The organism is Streptomyces flavochromogenes, from assembly GCF_000717595.1.
GTDB classification, from domain to species: Bacteria; Actinomycetota; Actinomycetes; order Streptomycetales; family Streptomycetaceae; genus Streptomyces; species Streptomyces flavochromogenes.
In genome coordinates, this window is sequence record NZ_JNZO01000006.1 from 312,188 (window position 1) to 328,895 (window position 16,708).

Genomic DNA, 16,708 nt, shown 5'->3' on the forward strand with positions numbered 1-16,708 from the left:
GCGCGGAACCCGTCATCCGCTCACCGGCTCCGCCGCGGTACGCCCCCGGCCGAGCCCCAGCTCCGGCGCAGCCCCGGGCCCAGGCCCCGCCCTCGGAGATCTACCCCTGAAGGGCCTGTGCGGCGGCGATGCCCAGGGCCACCACCAGCGTCACCACCACGAAGACGAAGAGCCGCTGGCGCAGCAGCCGCGGGTTGGCGGGCCGGCGGCCCGTGGACGTCGACCGCGCACCCGGCCGGGTCGCGGGTCGGCCACCGGTCCGGGGCCCGGCGGAGGGCCGGGACGACGGCCCGGGCCCACGTCCGCCGCGATCCCGCTCCGCACCGCGCTCGGTGCCACGATCCGCACCGCGCTCCGCACTCCGTTCAGCGCCCCGCTCCGGCCCACGACCGGGCACGTCCCGCTCGGTGTAGCGCTCGGTCGGACGGAGGGTGTTGCGTTCCTCGGTGCGTTCCCGCTGCACGGGCGGCCGTGAGACCGGCAGCCCCTGCGCCTCGCGCGCCGCGATCTCCTTGAGCCGCATCGACAGCTGAAGGGTGCTGGGACGGTCCTCGGGGTCCTTCGCGAGACAGGCCCGGATGAGCGGTGCCAGCGCGTCCGGCACGCCGTGCAGCTGCGGCTCCTCGTGCACGACCCGGTAGAGCATGACCTCGGAACTGCCGTGCCCGAAGGGTGAGTCGGCCATCGCCGCGTACGCCAGCGTGGCACCGAGCGAGAACACGTCGGTGGCGGGGGTGACGGCCGCGCCGCGCACCTGCTCGGGGGCGAGGAAGCCGGGGGAGCCGACGGCGGTACCGACATGGGTCAGGGTGCTGGCCCCGGTGGCCCAGGCGATGCCGAAGTCGATGATCCGGGGGCCCTTGGGGGAGAGCAGGATGTTCGAGGGCTTGAGGTCCCGGTGCACGACCCCTGCCTCGTGGACGGCGACGAGGCCTTCCGAGAGCGCGGCCCCGATCGAGGCCACGTCGGCGGCGCGCAGCGAGCCCTCCTCGGCGACCCGGTCGTGCAGCGAGGGACCGGGCACGTACTGGGTGGCGAACCAGGGGCGCTCGGCCTCCAGGTCGGCGGCGACGAGCCGGGCCGTACAGCCGCCGCGGATCCGCCGGGCGGCCGAGACCTCACGGGCGAACCGGGACCGGAACTCCTGGTCCTCGGCGAGATCGGGCCGGATCACCTTGAGCGCCACCCGCTGGCCGCGCCGGTCGGACCCCAAGTACACGACGCCCATTCCGCCGGCCCCCAGCCTGCGGTGGAGCCGGAACGACCCGACGATCCGCGGATCCTCGCGCCGGAGCCGCATCATCGCCATGTCCGTCCCCTCGTCCGTTCGACGTGGCACAGCTTACGTAGTGGCGCCCGCACGCGCTCATAGGCCGCGCCCTCGCACCCGGATCGATTGTCAGTGCTGAGGGGTACGCGGGAGGAATGTGCGCCTCCGGCGGACACCCCAACCACCCACCCCGCCAACCCAGTTGACGATCCACCGAGGGTGGGCTCCGCGTGCCCCGTGAGGCTCTCCCGACCCTCTCCGACCAGGGCGTTCGCGCGACGATCGGGGAAGTGAGCGAAGTCACGCCCCGACCGCCCCTCCACCGGCCCGTCCGGAACCCCTCAGGGAAGACCCCGGGTTCCGCGCCCCTGTCTCCACCCAGGGGAGTACGCCGTACGGCCGGGCGTCATCCTCCGGGAGGCCCGCAAGTCGGTACGCGGGCATGACGTCCGGGCGGCCCCGGCTCCCTAATGTTGATGTCAAGCGGCGGGTGCAGCACTCGTCCCCCGAGGTCAAGCACCCGCCGCGCCAGACACGACAGGAGAGGAACCATGGCTTTCACGGCATTGCGGACGAGCACCCAGCCTTCGAGCCGGCGCCACCCGCTGGTGGCCACCGCCATGGTCCTCCCTCTCGCGGCCCTGCTCGTGGTCGTCTTCGGCGGCTGGGACGCAGTGGTCACACAGGCGTCGTCCGTGGGCGTGATGCTGGGGCGCTGATCAGCGCCCCGGACCCGGGAGAGCGGCCCGGGTCGGGACATCCGGCCTTCAACCCCGTGGGGACGGGGGTGCGGCGGACGGCAGCGTGGGGCCGGTCAGCTGGGGAGCTGACCGGCCCTCGCGCGTCCCCGCCCCGTACGCTCGCCCCCGTGGACTTCCCCGACCGGCCCCTCCTCGACGGCCTCGCCGCTTACGCGCGCACCGCCGCCCACCGCCCCGGCACGCCCTGCCACTGCGCGGGCGGCCACGTCCGTGTGCTGGCGGACCGGGACGACGGCACGGTCGTACGGCACGGGCGACTGGTCGCGAAGGCGCACGCCGCCGGCACCGACCCCGAGGCCCACCGGGCGCGGATCGCGCTCGCCGCCCACCCGGACGTCCGCGAGGTCTTCCTCCCGCCGCTCCCGATGTCCACGCCCGGCGAACTCGACGGCCGGCCGGTCAGCGTGTGGCCGTACGGCTCGCCCGTCGACCCTGCGGACCCCGACGCCGCCCCGTGGGAGGAGGCCGCGACGCTCCTCGCCCGCCTCCATCGCACCCCACCGCCCGCGGGGGCGGCCGCCCGGCTTCCCGAGATGAGGGCTCCCGCCAAAGCGGCCCTCGCGGTGGACCGGATGTGCCGCACGGCACCGGACCACCCGGCCGCCACGACCGTCCTGGCCGCCTGGCGGTCGATCCCCGGCCGCGTCGCACCGGACGGCCCCCGCCTCCTCTGCCACGGCGACTTCCACCTGGGGCAACTGGTCCGGGACGCCGAGCCCGTGGAGTCTCCCGGTACGCCCCCGCCCGTCCGCGCCCCCTGGCGGCTGATCGACATGGACGACGCCGGTCTCGGCGACCCCGCGTGGGATCTGGCCCGCCCCGCAGCCTGGTTCGCGGCCGGCATCCTGCCCCCGGAGATCTGGTCCCGCTTCCTGGGCGCGTACCAGGAGGCGGGCGGCCCGGCCGTGGGGGCGGATCCGTGGGTCCAACTCGACGTGCCCGCCCGTGCCCTGACGGTCCAGACCGCGGCGCTCGCCGTCGCCAAGTCGACGGTCGAGGGCCGGCCGCTCGACGAGGTCGAGGACGTGATGATCGACACCTGCGCCCGTATCGCCGGGCATCGAACCGACTCGGCCGCTACGGCGTCCACGTAAGGTGAAGCCACCATTCGAACGGCGAAGTCAGGGAGTTGAGCCGACCATGCAGTGTCCCAAGTGCCATGCGGCCATGCACACGTACAACCGCAACGGCGTCCAGATCGAGCAGTGCAGCGGCTGCCGCGGGATATTCCTGGACTACGGCGAGCTGGAGGCCCTGACCCGCCTGGAGTCCCAGTGGGTCCAGCAGGCCCCGCCCGCCCCGCCGGCCCCGCAGGCCTACCCGGCCGCGCAGCCCGCCGCCCCCGCGTGGGGTGCCCCGCACCACGGCGGTCACCACGGCGGCGGTCACTACCGTCAGCGTGGTTTCGGCCGGATGCTCTTCTCCTCCTGACAAGGGTGCACCGGGTCTCCCGGTGCACGACGAGTCTCCTCGTACGTGAAGAAGCCCCCGTCCGCGAGATGCGGCCGGGGGCTCTTCGGTGGTGCGCGATACTGGGATTGAACCAGTGACCTCTTCCGTGTCAGGGAAGCGCTCTCCCGCTGAGCTAATCGCGCGGGTGGTGCACACGGCGTACCCGAAGGCACTGCGTACTGCGTGCGCGATACTGGGATTGAACCAGTGACCTCTTCCGTGTCAGGGAAGCGCTCTCCCGCTGAGCTAATCGCGCGGGACGGTCCGTACGGACCGGATCTTCGGTTGTTCTGCGTGCGCGATACTGGGATTGAACCAGTGACCTCTTCCGTGTCAGGGAAGCGCTCTCCCGCTGAGCTAATCGCGCTTGGAGGTGGAGACGGGATTTGAACCCGTGTAGACGGCTTTGCAGGCCGTTGCCTCGCCTCTCGGCCACTCCACCAGGAGTGAATACAGGGGTTCGGGAAGATCCCCCACATCGAGCGGACGACGAGATTCGAACTCGCGACCCTCACCTTGGCAAGGTGATGCTCTACCAACTGAGCCACGTCCGCTTGTCGTTTCCGTTTCGCTTGCGCGTCCCGGCGACGTGTTGAACTCTAGCGGATTCCTGGGCCAGCACAAAAACGCGTTTCCGCAGCGTGCTGACCTGCGCGCCGATCCGGGTGACCGGCGAGGCGTCCCGGAGGGTTCGCGCCACGTTCACTCGCCGTGTTCCCGAGGTGGCGGGGAGCCTCCTCCGCCGGTGCCCCGGTGTCCCTCCTCCGGCGGACCTAGACTCGATGCGTGTACGACCTTGCTCCGCTGGCCCGCTTCGGCGGCCTCCTCGCGACCGACCTCCGGGACGTCACCCACGACCCCGAAGCACTGGACTCCGCCGGCTTCTGGGCCGTATGCGCGGACTTCGAGGGGCGGCTGACCTGCGCCCGCTTCGGCGACGTGCGGGCCGACCCCGTCCCCGCGCCCGTCCCCGGCGGCTGGCGCGGCCCCGCCGCCGGGGACTGGACGTCCTCCCTCGACCGCGCCGCGTACATCGCGGGCGTCCGGAGCGTGCGCGAGCACATCGCGCGCGGCGAGGTCTACCAGGCGAACCTCTGCCGGGTGCTGACCGCGCCGCTGCCGGACCCGGCCACCGCCGACGTCGACGCCCTCACCGCGCTCCTCGCCCGGGGCAACCCCGCCCCCTACGCCGGAACGATCCGGCTGCCCGCGCACGGCGTGGAGATCGCCACCGCCTCCCCCGAGCTCTACCTCCGCAGGGAGGGGGCCCTGATCTCCTCGGGCCCCATCAAGGGGACCGGACGCACCGCCGCCGACCTCCTTCCCAAGGACCACGCGGAGAACGTGATGATCGTCGACCTGGTCCGCAACGACCTGGGACGCGTCAGCGAGACCGGCTCCGTCGCCGTCCCCGCCCTCTGCGCGATCGAGGAGCACCCCGGCCTCGTCCACCTCGTCTCCACGGTCACCGGTCTGCTGCGCGAGGACGCCGGCTGGCCCGAGCTGCTCGACGCCACCTTCCCGCCCGGCTCGGTGACCGGCGCGCCCAAGTCCAGCGCGCTGCGGATCATCGAGGCCCTGGAGACCGCCCCCCGCGGCCCGTACTGCGGAGGCATCGGCTGGGTCGACGCCGACGCGGGCACGGCGCAGCTGGCCGTCGGCATAAGGACCTTCTGGATCGACCGCCCGGAGGGCGTACTCCGCTTCGGCACCGGCGCGGGGATCACCTGGGGCTCCGACCCGGAGCGCGAGTGGGAGGAGACCGAGCTGAAGGCGTCCCGGCTGGTCGCGATAGCGTCGGGCGCCTACGAGTCTGGCGCCCTTGAGGCGAGCGGAAAGGCGACTTCTCGATGAAAATCTGGGTCAACGGCGTGCTGCGCGACGCGGAGACCGCACTGGTCTCCGTACTGGACCACGGACTGACCGTCGGTGACGGCGTCTTCGAGACGGTCAAGGCGGTACGCGGCGAGACCTTCGCCCTCACCCTCCACCTGGAGCGCCTCGCCCGCTCCGCCCGCGGCCTCGGCCTGCCCGACCCGGACCTCGACGAGGTCCGCCGCGCCTGCGCCGCCGTCCTCGAGGCGAACCCGATGGAGCTCGGGCGGCTCCGCATCACGTACACCGGCGGCCTCTCGCCGCTCGGTTCGGAGCGCGGTGACGCGGGGGCGGGCCTGGTCGTCGGCCTGGGGGAGACAAGCCGTCGCGCCGACTCCACCGCGGTGATCACCGTGCCCTGGACGCGCAACGAGCGCGGTGCCCTCACCGGGCTCAAGACCACCTCGTACGCCGAGAACGTGGTCGCCCTCGCCCGGGCGCGCGAGCAGGGGGCCTCCGAGGCGCTCTTCGCCAACACGGTCGGGCAGCTCTGCGAGGGCACCGGCTCGAACGTCTTCGTCGTGGTCGACGGGCGGATCCTCACTCCGCCCGTCTCCTCCGGCTGCCTCGCGGGCATCACCCGCGCCCTCGCCGTCGAGTGGACCGGTGCGCAGGAGACCGATCTGCCGCTGGACGTCCTGGAGAGCGCCGACGAGATCTTCCTGACCTCGACGCTCCGCGACGTCCAGGCCGTGCACCGCGTCGACGGACGCGAGCTGTCGCCGGTGCCCGGTCCCGTCACCGCCAAGGCCATGCGGATCTTCGACGAGCACGCCGCGCGGGACCGGGACCCGCGCCTCGCGTAGCCGTCTCGCGCAAAACCTGATGACGGACGGCCCCCGGGTGGGTAGAACACGACTGATGACCACCACCCTGCGGCCGGCCGAGCCGCTTCAGCAGACGCCCGACGGCGGCCGTTCGCGTACCTACGACGTGTGCGTGAACAGCCGCCGCGTCGGTTCCGTGCACCTCTCCACCGACCCCGGCTTCGGCGCCGCCTCCGGCGTGATCAGCCGCCTCGGGGTCCACGAGCCGGACCGGGGGCGCGGCCGTGGCACGGTCGCGGCACTGGCCTCGGAGGAGGTGCTGCGGGGCTGGGGCTGCGTCGAGGTCCAGATCTCCGTGCCCGCCGACGCCGGACCCGCGCTGCGGATGGCCCGCTCGCTCGGCTACACCGAGCGCAGCCGGAACATGGTCAAGGAACTGCCCGCCGAGCCGCCGGCCCTGCCGGACGGCGTCGAGGTGCGGCCGATGACCGAGGCCGAGTACGTGGCGTGGGAGGCGCGGGCCAAGGAGGGCTTCGCGCGGAGCTGGATCGACCGCGGTGTGCCCGAGGAGCAGGCGCGCGCCAAGGCCGAGAGCAGCCACGCGAAGTACCTTCCGGACGGCCTCGCCACCCCCGGCGTCGCGATCCACGTGGTCGTCCGGGACGGCCGGCCCGCCGGCTTCCTGTGGACCGGCCGGATCGAGCTGGAGCCGGGCCACTGGGCGGCCTTCGTGTACGACATCGAGGTCGAGGAGGCGCACCGCGGGCACGGCTACGGCCGGGCGCTGATGCTGCTCGCCGAGCGGGTCGCGCGGGAGGCCGGGGAGACCCTGCTCGGACTGCACGTCTTCGCGGGCAACACCCCGGCGATCCGGCTCTACGAGTCGCTGGGCTACCGCACGACCTCCATCAACAGCGCGAAGGAGCTGCTGTAGGCGAGGGAGGGCGGGCGGGGGCGGAGCCCCGGACCTCGGTCCTTCAGCCCTTCAGGAGGCGGTCGGTGATCTCCTCGATGCGCTCGCGCAGACCGTCCTGGCTCTGGCCGCCGTCCAGCCGTTCGCCGTCGACGACATAGGTCGGCGTGCCGGTGATCTTGATCGCCTTGCCCTCGGCCTCGTCCGCGTCGACGGTCAGGAGATGCCGGCCGTCGATCAGTGCCGTGTCGAACTCCTCTGCGTCCAGGCCGAGTTCGGTGGCGACCTCCATGAGCACCGGCTCGCCCCGCTCGCCGAGCTCCGCGGTCCTGGCGAGCAGCGCCTCCGCGTACGGCCAGCCCTTGCCCTGCTCGAAGGCCTCCTCGGCGGCCTGCGCGGCGGCATACGCGTGCTTGTGCTTCGCGAGCGGGAAGTGCCGCAGCTGTACGTCGAGCCGGTCGCCGTACTTCTCGCGGAGCGCGCGGACGTCGTCGAGAGCCTGGAAGCAGTCGGGGCACTGGAGGTCGAACCACGCCTCGACGACGACGGGCGAGGCGGGTGCGGTGGTGGAGTCACTCATGACAGCAGTCTCCCTCACCAGGGAGGAGGGGGTGCCTCCCGACCGGGACCTGCGGAGGAGATCCGGGTGGGGGCGACCCGGAGATCTCCCTGAGACCGGGCCCGGGACATGGCCGCGGACGGCCTCGGCGGTGCAGGATGGAAGGGACGTATCACCCGGACCTGGAGGACCGCATGCTCGCCGAGACCATTTGCTCCGCGGTGTCCGCGGCGGGCCTGGGCATCGCCGCGATCACGGCGTACCGGAAGCGATTCCTGGCCGCGGCCCGGATCGCCGCCTACTCCCTGGTGCCGATCGGTCTGGTGATGACGGGCGCCGTCGAATGGCTCGTGGACACGGCGTTCAGCCCGGTCGCCTGGGCCGGCTTCGGTGTCCTGGGCGCCGCCTGGCTGCTGTTCATGTCCACCCGGGCCGTGGAGCGGCGCCGGGGCGGCCGCAAGGAGACCACCGGCGGGACGGAGCCGAGTGCCGTGGCCCCGGCGGCGTCGTCGCCCTCGCGCGCCGTGACGGCGAAGCCACGGACCGGCGCGCCGGCCGGAGAGGACTTCAGCGACATCGAGGCGATTCTGAAGAAGCACGGAATCTGACCGCTTCTGGCCGTTCCCGTTCCCGTGATCGTCCGGCGATCCACGGGAAGGGGTGAACACCCCTTGCGATGGGGCGTGTTGCGGGATTTTCCGGGTCCCGCGTGCGCGATCATCCCCCCGAGATGCTGGATACCTCGCGGGAGACCGTCCCCGCCGCCCCCGATGCCCCTGCCGAAGAGCCGCGCGGCTGTCTGTTCGCGCTCTCCCAGCCCCCGCTGATGATCTTTCTCGGGGTGATCGGCTGTCTGCTGCTCATGGCCGCCGTGCACGATCTCTTCGTCCTGTGAAGACCCCCGGCCCGGGCCCCGTCGCGGGCCGGGCCTCGGCTTCGGGCCCGGCTGCGGCCCCGGCTGCGGCCCCGGCCCCGAGCCCGGCCGCTGCCTCGGCCTCAGCCGGCGGCCTCCTTGCGGCGTGCCCGGTACGCGGCCACGTGCAGTCGGTTGCCGCAGGTGCGGCTGTCGCAGTAGCGGCGCGAGCGGTTGCGGGAGAGGTCGACGAAGGCCCGGCCGCAGTCCGGCGCCTCGCAGCGCCGCAGCCGCTCCTGCTCGCCCGCCACCACGATGAACGCCAGCGCCATGCCGCAGTCGGCCGCGAGGTGGTCGGCCACCGATGCGCCCGGGGCGAAGTAGTGCACGTGCCAGTCGTAGCCGTCGTGGTCGGTGAGCTGGGGCGTGGTCCCCGCACCCGCCACCAGCTGGTTGATCAGGGGGGCCGCGATCCGGGACTCGGGGGCCGAGAAGACCGCCGCGAACTTCTCGCGCACCTCGCGCACGGCCCGCAGATCGGCCGGACCGAGGTCGCCCACGTCACTGATCTTGTGGGCGCGTACGAAGGTCCGCAGCCCCTGGATGTCCGCGAGCTCGTCGGCCCGGTCGCCCTGCGGCGCGGTGTTCATCAGATCGACGACTGTGTCGAGGGCGATCCGGGTGTCGTGGGGGATCAGCACGATTCGCTCCCTGGCCGGCCGCGGGCGGGCGCCCGCGGAATGGCGCTGACTTTAGCGCGACCGGGAAAAGGACAACGGCGCCCTCCACCGCGCCGGCTGCGCGGTGGGGAGCGCCGGTGTCGTGCCTATGTGGCTGCCCGCGCGGCGCCGTCGCCCCGAGTCGGACGGCGCCGTGCGGCTCTCGGCCTGGCTCAGCTGTCGGCCAGGATGTGGGAGAGCTCCGTATCGAGATCGAAGTGCCGGTGCTCGGTGCCCGGTGGCACGGCGGCGTCGGTCCGCTTCAGGAACGACTCCAGGGCCCTCGCCGGGGCCTCGAGCAGGGCTTCTCCCTCGGGGGAGCTCAACGCGATGCAGACGACTCCCTGACCGTGACTCCGGGACGGCCAGACGCGGACGTCGCCCGTGCCGGTGGGCCGGTGCAGCCCCTCGGCGAGAAGGTCGCGGGCGAAGACCCACTCGACCGTCTCCTCGGCTCCGGTGTGGAAGGTGGCGTGCACGGCATAGGGATCGGCCGTGTCATACCGCAGGCCCGCGGGTACAGGCAGTGAGGACTCGCTCGACACAACGAGGCGCAGGTGCAGCTCGCAGCTGACCGTGGTGTTCATAAGCGCCAGGGCCTTTCGCTCAGTGTGCGCTCGGGGATTCGCACGTCGGCGAAATCGACATGCCACCTCCGGTGCCGTTGTAAACCCCTCTGTCGGTTTTGTGATCGTTCAGGTAGCTCGTTCGGGGGCGTGTGACCTGCGGTAATACCGCCATTCCGGTGGGGGCTCCGCGTCCGGTAAGTTGGGGACCATGAATGCGGAGAGTGACGAGCGCACCGGGGAGTCCGCAGACGGCCAGGAAGCCGAACTGGGATCCCGCGCACCGGACTTCATCAAGTCCCGACGAGGCCTCCATCTGAGCTGGCAGGTCGGCGTCTTCATCGTGGGACTCGCCGTGGTCGGCGCCGGAGTGGTCATGCTGCCGCTCCCGGGCCCCGGCTGGCTGGTCATCTTCGGCGGCATGGCGATCTGGGCGACCGAGTTCGTCTGGGCCCAGCTGGTGCTCCGCTGGACCAAGCGCAAGGTCACGGAGGCCGCACAGCGTGCACTCGACCCCAAGGTCCGCCGCAGGAACATCATCCTCACCACCGTCGGCCTGGTGATCATCGCCGCCCTGCTCGGCGTCTACCTGTGGAAGTTCGGCTTCGTCATGCCGTGGAAGATCGACGAGTGACCCTGGGATGGTGCGGGAGCCCCGCTGACATGCGGTAATGTTTGCGGTGCACCGGGGCGATTAGCTCAGTGGGAGAGCACTTCGTTCACACCGAAGGGGTCACTGGTTCGAACCCAGTATCGCCCACCACCCGGTCCGAAGGCCCGAGACGGAACCTCGTCTCGGGCCTTCGGCATACCCCCTCCGCTCACCGCATCCGCGCGACCCGGTCCCGCAGCCTCCGGGCGTCCCGCAGCCGCTGCTCGTACGTGGCGCCCACCGCGAGCAGCAGGAGTCCGGCCAGGGCCGGCGGCAGCCAGCGCGGCAGCGCGCCCACGGCCTGCACCACGTACGGCGCCAGCTCGTGCAGTCCGTCCAGGGCGAGTACCGAGCCGCCGAGGACCAGGAGCGCCTGCAGCCGGAACCGTGCGCCGAGCAGTGTCACGGCCAGGGCGGCGACCCCCAGGGTCAGCGGCCGCGCCCACTCCGGGTCCGTCCAGGCCGCGACGAGGCTCGGCAGCAGCGTCGCCGCGAGACCCGGTCCGTACGCCGTCCAGGACGAGGCCTCCCGGTCCCGGCGCCGCCGCAGGAGGCCGACGACGAGGGCCGGTACGGTCACCGGCAGGGTGTACGCCTCAGGGGTCGTCACCTCCCACACCGCGAGCCGCACCCAGGTGGCCAGCAGGAAGAGCACCGCCGCCGTCCACGAGGCGAACCGCCGCCGCTCGGGGCGCACGGCCGTCGCCGCCGCGATCACGCCGCCGCCGGCCAGGGCGAGCGCGAGGAACGCGGGCCGGGAGACGGCGAGCGCGAACGCCGGGAGCGCCACGACCGCACCGGTGATCTCGACCGGCAGGGCCACCGGCCGGGCCTTGGCGCCGACGGCGGCCGTCGCCGCCGGGACGAGCAGCAGGGCGAGCGCCGTCCAGTGGTCCTCGAACCCGCCGGCGGCGGCCACCGCCACCACGAGCCCGGTCGCGGTGAGCACCGCGGCGCAGGCGGCGACCACCCGGCGCGCGCCCGCCCCGAGCACCGCCACGCCGACGAGGAGTACGAGCAGCGTCCCGAGCGCGGCGAACGTGGCCTCCCGCACGTCCAGAGCGAGCGTGACCGCGCTCACGGCGGACGCCAGCCCGCCGGCGTACGCGATCCAGCCCAGGACGGTCCCGGGCTCCGTGGCCGGAGCCTGGGGGCGGGGCCGGGCAGGCGCCCAGGTGCCCCGGGGGGAGCCGGGAGCGGACGGGGCTGCCGCGGCGGCGGGCGGCGCCGACCCCGGCGTGCCGGGGCCTTCGGCCGGTTCCCGGCGGCGCAGGCCACCCGTCAGTGGGCCCGGCCGGACGGCGCACGCGAGCGCGGCCGCGGTCGTCAGGAGCTGGAGGGCGAGCGTCACCGCGTACGGCAGGCCGAGGGAGACCGGCAGCGCCGTGAGCAGCGCCCAGACCAGGGCGAGGGTGCCGCAGCGGGCCCACAGCCGGGGGACGGCCGCGAGGACGGCGGCGGCCACCGCCAGGACGAGGACGGCCGTCCCCGGGTACGAGGTCAGCGCCCGCCCGGCGTGCTCACCGGACCACACCTCCGTCGTCCGGGCCATGGGCCCGAGGAGCCCCGCCGCCACCGGCGGCAGTGCCCAGACGACCCCGAGCGCCGCGACTCCGGCACCCGCGCCGGCGAGCCCGAGCCGGATGCCGCCCGGCAGCCGCCTCCCGGCCTCCTCGGCGGCTCCGTCCCCGGTCGTGGCCGCGCTCAGGAGCCACACCGACGCCAGCGCGAGTCCGCACAGGACGTACGCCGGCACGGTCCAGTCCGTCGGGACGGCCGGGCGGAGCAGGCCGCCCGCCGCCGCGACCGCCGCCAGGCCGGCGACGGCCGAGGCCGCCACCGCGAGGGTGGGCAGGCGCCGGGCCGCGTACAAGGTCGGCGCCGCGGCCGCCAGGAGCAGCGCTGCGCCGCTCCACGGCGAGGTGAGCGAGAGCCAGCCGCCCGTCAGGAGCGTCCAGCCGCCCAGTGCCGTCGCACCGACGGCCGCCGTGATCCGGACCGCCGCCGGGCGGGTCCACAGGATCACCGCGCCGTCCGCCGCGGCCGTGACGAGCGCCGCCCACGCGAACGCCGTCGGGCCGCCACCGGCCGCCAGCACACCGAGCGGCAGTGGCAGCTGCCCCGCGACCACCGCCACCGGCAGCGGGATCCGCAGCCGGGACAGGGCCGAGCCGTACGCCGTCCACGCGCCCGCGAGGACCGCGGCGGCGACCGCCGTGTACCCGAGGCCGTCCGTCTCCGGCAGTGCCACCCGGTGCAGCGCGTACGCGTCGAGCACCATCAGGACCAGACCCAGCGCCGCCACCGCCTCGGCCGTCGACACCAGGCTCCGGCGCAGCAGCGCCACCGGCGCCGCCAGCGCGGCAGAGGTGACCACGAACAGGACGACCGAACGACCGCCGATCCCCATCGACCCCCAGCTCACCAGGGTGAACGCGATCGCCGCGATCGTCAGCAGCGTGCCGCCGAGCGTCAGCAGCACGTTCTGCGCGCTCCGGGGCGTCGAGTCCGCCACCGGCGGGCGCGGGCCGGGCGCCGCCGGGAACGGGCCGGGTGCCGTCGACGCCACCGGCGCGTACAGCACGCGGAGCAGCCATGCCCGCCGGGCCAGCAACTGGGACCGGCGTGCGTCGAGTTGGGCCAGCTCACGGTCGACGAGCGCGAGCTCTTCCGCGGGCGGCAGGGAGTTGTCCATGCCCGGAGTGTGGCCCCCGCCACACCCGGCGGGAATGCGTGCGGATACTCATCTTCCGGCTCCCGCGGCCTGAGTACGTCCACACTGGGGGCATGGACTGGTGCCGGTACCGCTTCCGCAGCGTCTGGCGGCTCGCCGCCCCGCCCGAGGCCGTCTACGCCGTCCTGGAGCGCGCCGAGGAGTACCCGCGCTGGTGGCCCCAGGTCCGCGAGGTCGTCCCCGTCGACGACACCACCGGCACCGCCCGCTTTCGCTCCCTGCTCCCGTACGACATCGTCGTCACCGCCCGCGCCCTGCGCCGTGACCCCGCGGCCGGGGTCCTGGAGTTCGGACTCGACGGCGACCTGGAGGGCTGGGCCCGCTGGACCCTCACCCCGGAAGGCACCGGCACCCACGCCCTGTACGAGCAGGAGGTCGAGGTCCGGGCCCGTCTGCTGCGCGCCCTCGCCGTCCCCGGACGGCCCGTCTTCCGTGCCAACCACGCCCTGATGATGCGGGGAGGGAGGAGGGGGATCGCCGCCGCTCTGCGGAGGCCGCTCGAAGGGCGTCCCTGAGAGGCGGTGGCCGGGCGGCGGGCGGGACGGTTTGAACGAAGGGCCGGGAGGCCTGTATGGTTCAACCCGTTCCCGGGCGATTAGCTCAGCGGGAGAGCACTTCGTTCACACCGAAGGGGTCACTGGTTCGATCCCAGTATCGCCCACCGGGTAGAGGCCGGTCCGTCGAAAGACGGGCCGGCCTCTCTCATGTGCCGGGCCGCCGGGCCCGGTTCAGGCCGCCGTGCCGAGTTCCGGCCGCAGCGGCCACGACGGGTCCACGGTCTCCGGCGTCCCCTGCCGGGTGAACCACGCCTGCAGGCCCCGCGCCTGCGCCGCGTGCCACACCGCCTGCAGCGTGTGCAGCTCCGCCGGCGTCAGACGTTCCAGCCGCGACGAGAAGCGCCGCGCCACCGCCCGTACGACATCGAGCGCCGCCGTCGCGTCCGCCGCCGCGTCGTGCGCCCCCGCCAGCTCCACCTCGTAGTGCGCGCACAGGTCCGTGAGCGTCCGGCGGCCCTTCCGATAGCGGTCCAGATGCTTGTCCAGGACCCGCGGGTCGAGCACGACCAGCGGCGTGCCCCCCAGGTAGTCGCCGAGCGTGGACGCCCGGTGCCTGCGCAGCTCGCGGTCGAGGATCGTCAGATCGAACGGCGCGTTCATCACCACCAGCGGACGCCCCGCCGCACTCTGCTCCGCCAGCGCGCGCGCCAGCTCCTCCATCACCGGAGCCGGCCACCGGCCGTTCCGCTGGAGGTGATCGTCCGTCAGTCCGTGCACGGCGGTGGCCCCCTCGGGCACCGGTATGCCCGGATTGACCAGCCACCGCGTCACCCGCGGCCGTGCCCCCACCGTGTCCTGCACGACGAGGGCGGCGGACACGATCCGGTCGCCCTCGACGTCGACTCCTGTGGTCTCCGTGTCGAAAGCGGCCAGGGGCCCTTCGTACCAGTGCATCGTCATCACTGAACTCCCTGCACACGTGCGGCAGATGGCCAACCCCCTGCCCCGAAACGGTGATACCCGGACTGTTTGCGCCGTACGCGGACCGGTCACAACACAAGGGACGGGGAAGGAAGAAGACATGGCGCTCGCCCAGCCCGAGTCGGGAGGGCTGCCGCCCCAGCGGCTGGCACCGACGCGCGGCTCACTCGCCACCACCGCCTGCATGGAGACCCTCCAGGTGGGATACCTGCACGCCGTCGCCGCCGCGGCCGGCTGCTCGCTGTCCCAGCCCTTTCCGGACAACGGCATCGACTGGCACGTGAGCCACGGCTCGCCCGGCCACACGGTCGACGACGAGGTGACCATCAAGGTGCAGCTCAAGTGCACCTACCAGATACCGCCGCGCCCGCCCGGGAAGACCTTCTCGTTCACCCTCGACAACGACCACCTGGTGAAGCTCGCCAGGACCCCGGTGTCCGTGCACAAGATCCTCGTCGTGATGCTCGTCCCGAGGTCACAGGAGGACTGGCTGCGAGCGAGCCACGACCGGCTGGACCTGCGGCACTGCTGCTACTGGATCAACCTGGCCGGACACCCGGTCACGGGGCAGCGCCGGACCACCGTGCGCGTACCGACGACACGGATCTTCGACGACCGGGCGCTCTGCGAGATCATGACCCGGGTCGGCGTGGGAGGGAGACCTTGATGCACCGACCGATCGACGAACCGGGGTTCGGGGACGAGGGCAGCGGGGCCGGACACGGCCCCGTCTCCGTTCCTCCGCCCTACCGTCCCCATCCGGCGCCCGGGGACACCCCCGGGCCGTGGACCGGCGTTCCGGCACCGCCCACCGGCCCCTGGGCCGACAGCCAGGGCACACCCGACCCCGGCAGGGTCGACCCCCGTGTCCTCGGCGCCCTGCTCGCCCGCCACGGCTGGCGGCGGCGGGGCGGGGCGGCCGGGCGCTACAGCCGCTGGACGCCGCCCGGCAGCGGCACCGGCACCAGCCTGCTCGTGCCGGAGAGCCGTGCTTTCCCGGACTGCGAGGACCTGCTCGGCGAGGCGCTCACCGCCCTCGCCCGCAGCGCCACGCCCTCCGCCCGCGAGGTCCTCACCGGCCTCGCCGTGCCCAGCGACGAGATCCGCTGGTGGCGCGACGTGCCCCCGGGCCCGGCCGGCATCGTCCCCTGGACCGTGCAGGAACAGCTCAGGTCCGCCGCGCGCCAGCTCCTCCTCGCCGGCGCCCTCGCCGTACGGGGCCGGGCCGGCTACCACGGGGCCCGGCACCGGCGCCCCGCCCAGGCCTCCCTGGAGACCGTCGTCGTCGGCGCCGCACCCGGCGGGCGCGGGCTCACCGCGTTCCTGCCCGTCTCGCCCGGCCGCCCCATCGCCGTCCGGCTCTACCACGCCCTCCACGCGGCCCGTGAGGCCACCGACTACCAGCGGGCCACCGGTGGCATGGAGGCCTTCGACGCGGCCGTCGAGGCGGGCGTCAGCCGCGAACTCACCGAGGCGCTCGTGGCCCTGGTCCGGGGCACCGAGGGAGCCAGGATCGCCCTGGAGTGGGCGCCGTCCGCCGGGGCGCCCGAGGGCTGCGCCGCCCGTCCCGAACCGGTCGAGTTCTCGCCCGGCGACCTGCCCGCGCTGCGCGAGGCGAGCGCCCGCTACCTGACCGACGAGCCCTCCGTACCGGTCCGGCTGACCGGCGCCGTCGTCCGGATGCGCCGCTCCGGGCCGCGCGGCGAGGGCACCGTACGGCTCCGGGTGCTCGGCGGGGCGGAGGTCCCGCACGTCCGTGTCAGCCTGGACGAGGAGGCGTACCGCACCGCCGGGCACGCCCATCTCGTCGGGCTCCCGATCCGGGTGGTGGGCCGGCTGGAGAGCCGGGGCGGCTTCCGCCGCCTCACGGACGCCTCCGGGGTCGTCCCCGTCCATGTCGACGAGACCGAGCGGGACCGGCTGATGAAGTCGCTCCAGGGGGCCACCGAGAACGCGGACTTCTTCGAGGAGGCGTGCGGGCCGGACGAGGAGTGAGGTCCGCGGCGGGGCCCGGCGGGCGGGAAACCGTTTCGCGGGCGCCCCCGCGGCCTCGGTAGGATCGGCCGTGCGCGGCACCTCGTACCTGTCGCGCACCGCCGGCGCCGGCAC

Annotated in this window: 18 protein-coding genes and 7 tRNA genes; 14 read left to right on the forward strand and 11 right to left on the reverse strand. The window is 73.7% G+C overall.

All coding sequences use genetic code 11. From position 1 onward, the window contains the following. Positions 1–100 precede the first annotated feature (100 nt). A complete protein-coding gene (locus IF00_RS0109135; RefSeq protein WP_030316179.1) occupies positions 101–1,309 on the reverse strand; it encodes a serine/threonine-protein kinase in 1,209 nt (402 codons plus the stop codon). Positions 1,310–1,821: 512 nt separating this feature from the next. Between IF00_RS0109135 and IF00_RS46060 the strand changes: the two genes are divergently transcribed. From IF00_RS46060 to IF00_RS0109150, 3 genes are all read left to right on the forward strand, one after another. Further along, positions 1,822–1,989, forward strand: a complete 168-nt coding sequence (locus IF00_RS46060; RefSeq protein WP_030316180.1) for a hypothetical protein — start codon at positions 1,822–1,824, stop codon at positions 1,987–1,989. Between the two features lie 149 nt (positions 1,990–2,138). Then, a complete protein-coding gene (locus IF00_RS0109145; RefSeq protein ID WP_030316182.1) occupies positions 2,139–3,125 on the forward strand; it encodes an aminoglycoside phosphotransferase family protein in 987 nt (328 codons plus the stop codon). Positions 3,126–3,171: 46 nt separating this feature from the next. Next, on the forward strand, positions 3,172–3,462 hold the full coding sequence (locus IF00_RS0109150; RefSeq protein WP_015032353.1) for a TFIIB-type zinc ribbon-containing protein: 291 nt from the start codon (positions 3,172–3,174) through the stop codon (positions 3,460–3,462). Between the two features lie 89 nt (positions 3,463–3,551). Here IF00_RS0109150 and IF00_RS0109155 read toward each other — a convergent pair. The 5 genes from IF00_RS0109155 to IF00_RS0109175 all read right to left on the reverse strand — a co-directional run bounded on the left by IF00_RS0109155 (position 3,552) and on the right by IF00_RS0109175 (position 4,037). Continuing rightward, positions 3,552–3,626: transfer RNA gene (locus IF00_RS0109155), tRNA-Val, on the reverse strand. Between the two features lie 41 nt (positions 3,627–3,667). Beyond that, a tRNA-Val gene (locus IF00_RS0109160) sits at positions 3,668–3,739 on the reverse strand. A 39-nt stretch (positions 3,740–3,778) separates the two neighbouring features. Beyond that, positions 3,779–3,850 (reverse strand) — tRNA-Val (locus IF00_RS0109165). A 1-nt stretch (position 3,851) separates the two neighbouring features. After that, a tRNA-Cys gene (locus IF00_RS0109170) sits at positions 3,852–3,925 on the reverse strand. A 39-nt stretch (positions 3,926–3,964) separates the two neighbouring features. Continuing rightward, positions 3,965–4,037 (reverse strand) — tRNA-Gly (locus tag IF00_RS0109175). Positions 4,038–4,269: 232 nt separating this feature from the next. Here IF00_RS0109175 and IF00_RS0109180 point away from each other — a divergent pair. From IF00_RS0109180 to IF00_RS0109190, 3 genes are read left to right on the forward strand one after another with little or no spacing between them, the layout of a single operon-like run. Continuing rightward, positions 4,270–5,337: a chorismate-binding protein gene (locus IF00_RS0109180; RefSeq protein WP_030316183.1), complete on the forward strand. Its 1,068-nt coding sequence runs from the start codon at positions 4,270–4,272 to the stop codon at positions 5,335–5,337. Continuing rightward, positions 5,334–6,164: an aminotransferase class IV gene (locus tag IF00_RS0109185; protein WP_030316185.1), complete on the forward strand. Its 831-nt coding sequence runs from the start codon at positions 5,334–5,336 to the stop codon at positions 6,162–6,164. The genes IF00_RS0109180 and IF00_RS0109185 overlap by 4 nt, the downstream gene beginning before the upstream one ends. Positions 6,165–6,219: 55 nt before the next feature. Beyond that, complete coding sequence (locus IF00_RS0109190; protein WP_030316187.1) at positions 6,220–7,059, forward strand: GNAT family N-acetyltransferase; 840 nt, start codon at positions 6,220–6,222, stop codon at positions 7,057–7,059. A 43-nt stretch (positions 7,060–7,102) separates the two neighbouring features. Here IF00_RS0109190 and IF00_RS0109195 read toward each other — a convergent pair whose 3' ends face one another. Continuing rightward, complete coding sequence (locus tag IF00_RS0109195) at positions 7,103–7,618, reverse strand: DsbA family protein (protein WP_030316188.1); 516 nt, start codon at positions 7,616–7,618, stop codon at positions 7,103–7,105. Positions 7,619–7,755: 137 nt separating this feature from the next. On the opposite strand from IF00_RS0109195, the gene IF00_RS0109200 reads away from it, so the two are divergent. Together IF00_RS0109200 and IF00_RS46065 are read left to right on the forward strand one after the other, a co-directional pair. Then, a complete protein-coding gene (locus IF00_RS0109200; protein ID WP_051820006.1) occupies positions 7,756–8,205 on the forward strand; it encodes a hypothetical protein in 450 nt (149 codons plus the stop codon). Between the two features lie 122 nt (positions 8,206–8,327). Then, positions 8,328–8,492 (forward strand): hypothetical protein, encoded by a 165-nt coding sequence (locus IF00_RS46065; RefSeq protein WP_167346850.1) that lies wholly within the window; start codon positions 8,328–8,330, stop codon positions 8,490–8,492. Between the two features lie 101 nt (positions 8,493–8,593). Here the strand turns inward: IF00_RS46065 and IF00_RS0109210 are convergent, their stop codons facing one another. Next, the gene (locus IF00_RS0109210; RefSeq protein WP_030316191.1) at positions 8,594–9,151 is read right to left on the reverse strand and encodes a CGNR zinc finger domain-containing protein; all 558 of its coding nucleotides are present in this window, start codon (positions 9,149–9,151) and stop codon (positions 8,594–8,596) included. A gap of 191 nt (positions 9,152–9,342) precedes the next feature. Next, on the reverse strand, positions 9,343–9,756 hold the full coding sequence (locus IF00_RS0109215; protein ID WP_015032345.1) for an SsgA family sporulation/cell division regulator: 414 nt from the start codon (positions 9,754–9,756) through the stop codon (positions 9,343–9,345). A gap of 190 nt (positions 9,757–9,946) precedes the next feature. On the opposite strand from IF00_RS0109215, the gene IF00_RS0109220 reads away from it, so the two are divergent. Both IF00_RS0109220 and IF00_RS0109225 read left to right on the forward strand, forming a co-directional pair. Further along, positions 9,947–10,369, forward strand: coding sequence for a TIGR02611 family protein (locus IF00_RS0109220; protein WP_030316197.1), 423 nt, complete (start codon positions 9,947–9,949; stop codon positions 10,367–10,369). Positions 10,370–10,423: 54 nt separating this feature from the next. After that, positions 10,424–10,498: transfer RNA gene (locus IF00_RS0109225), tRNA-Val, on the forward strand. A 58-nt stretch (positions 10,499–10,556) separates the two neighbouring features. Here IF00_RS0109225 and IF00_RS0109230 read toward each other — a convergent pair. Continuing rightward, positions 10,557–13,082: an SCO7613 C-terminal domain-containing membrane protein gene (locus IF00_RS0109230; protein ID WP_030316199.1), complete on the reverse strand. Its 2,526-nt coding sequence runs from the start codon at positions 13,080–13,082 to the stop codon at positions 10,557–10,559. A gap of 92 nt (positions 13,083–13,174) precedes the next feature. Here IF00_RS0109230 and IF00_RS0109235 point away from each other — a divergent pair, with 92 nt between their 5' ends. Further along, on the forward strand, positions 13,175–13,636 hold the full coding sequence (locus IF00_RS0109235) for an SRPBCC family protein (protein ID WP_030316202.1): 462 nt from the start codon (positions 13,175–13,177) through the stop codon (positions 13,634–13,636). Between the two features lie 74 nt (positions 13,637–13,710). After that, positions 13,711–13,782, forward strand: a tRNA-Val gene (locus IF00_RS0109240). A 67-nt stretch (positions 13,783–13,849) separates the two neighbouring features. On the opposite strand, the gene IF00_RS0109245 is transcribed toward IF00_RS0109240, so the two are convergent. Further along, the gene (locus IF00_RS0109245; RefSeq protein ID WP_030316204.1) at positions 13,850–14,578 is read right to left on the reverse strand and encodes a 3'-5' exonuclease; all 729 of its coding nucleotides are present in this window, start codon (positions 14,576–14,578) and stop codon (positions 13,850–13,852) included. Between the two features lie 121 nt (positions 14,579–14,699). On the opposite strand from IF00_RS0109245, the gene IF00_RS0109250 reads away from it, so the two are divergent. Both IF00_RS0109250 and IF00_RS0109255 read left to right on the forward strand, forming a co-directional pair. Beyond that, positions 14,700–15,266, forward strand: coding sequence for a DUF4365 domain-containing protein (locus tag IF00_RS0109250; RefSeq protein WP_030316206.1), 567 nt, complete (start codon positions 14,700–14,702; stop codon positions 15,264–15,266). Further along, complete coding sequence (locus tag IF00_RS0109255) at positions 15,266–16,594, forward strand: hypothetical protein (protein ID WP_030316208.1); 1,329 nt, start codon at positions 15,266–15,268, stop codon at positions 16,592–16,594. Before IF00_RS0109250 ends, IF00_RS0109255 begins: the two co-directional genes overlap by 1 nt. Positions 16,595–16,708: the final 114 nt, after the last annotated feature.

Bases quoted from the DNA above. Each gene is read 5' to 3' on its own strand.
- IF00_RS0109135 (WP_030316179.1), bottom strand. From the start codon at position 1,309: ATGGCGATGATGCGGCTCCGGCGCGAGGATCCGCGGATCGTCGGGTCG.
- IF00_RS46060 (WP_030316180.1), top strand. From the start codon at position 1,822: ATGGCTTTCACGGCATTGCGGACGAGCACCCAGCCTTCGAGCCGGCGC.
- IF00_RS0109150 (WP_015032353.1), top strand. From the start codon at position 3,172: ATGCAGTGTCCCAAGTGCCATGCGGCCATGCACACGTACAACCGCAAC.
- IF00_RS0109185 (WP_030316185.1), top strand. From the start codon at position 5,334: ATGAAAATCTGGGTCAACGGCGTGCTGCGCGACGCGGAGACCGCACTG.
- IF00_RS0109190 (WP_030316187.1), top strand. From the start codon at position 6,220: ATGACCACCACCCTGCGGCCGGCCGAGCCGCTTCAGCAGACGCCCGAC.
- IF00_RS0109195 (WP_030316188.1), bottom strand. From the start codon at position 7,618: ATGAGTGACTCCACCACCGCACCCGCCTCGCCCGTCGTCGTCGAGGCG.
- IF00_RS0109200 (WP_051820006.1), top strand. From the start codon at position 7,756: ATGGAAGGGACGTATCACCCGGACCTGGAGGACCGCATGCTCGCCGAG.
- IF00_RS46065 (WP_167346850.1), top strand. From the start codon at position 8,328: ATGCTGGATACCTCGCGGGAGACCGTCCCCGCCGCCCCCGATGCCCCT.
- IF00_RS0109215 (WP_015032345.1), bottom strand. From the start codon at position 9,756: ATGAACACCACGGTCAGCTGCGAGCTGCACCTGCGCCTCGTTGTGTCG.
- IF00_RS0109220 (WP_030316197.1), top strand. From the start codon at position 9,947: ATGAATGCGGAGAGTGACGAGCGCACCGGGGAGTCCGCAGACGGCCAG.
- IF00_RS0109230 (WP_030316199.1), bottom strand. From the start codon at position 13,082: ATGGACAACTCCCTGCCGCCCGCGGAAGAGCTCGCGCTCGTCGACCGT.
- IF00_RS0109235 (WP_030316202.1), top strand. From the start codon at position 13,175: ATGGACTGGTGCCGGTACCGCTTCCGCAGCGTCTGGCGGCTCGCCGCC.
- IF00_RS0109245 (WP_030316204.1), bottom strand. From the start codon at position 14,578: ATGACGATGCACTGGTACGAAGGGCCCCTGGCCGCTTTCGACACGGAG.
- IF00_RS0109250 (WP_030316206.1), top strand. From the start codon at position 14,700: ATGGCGCTCGCCCAGCCCGAGTCGGGAGGGCTGCCGCCCCAGCGGCTG.
- IF00_RS0109255 (WP_030316208.1), top strand. From the start codon at position 15,266: ATGCACCGACCGATCGACGAACCGGGGTTCGGGGACGAGGGCAGCGGG.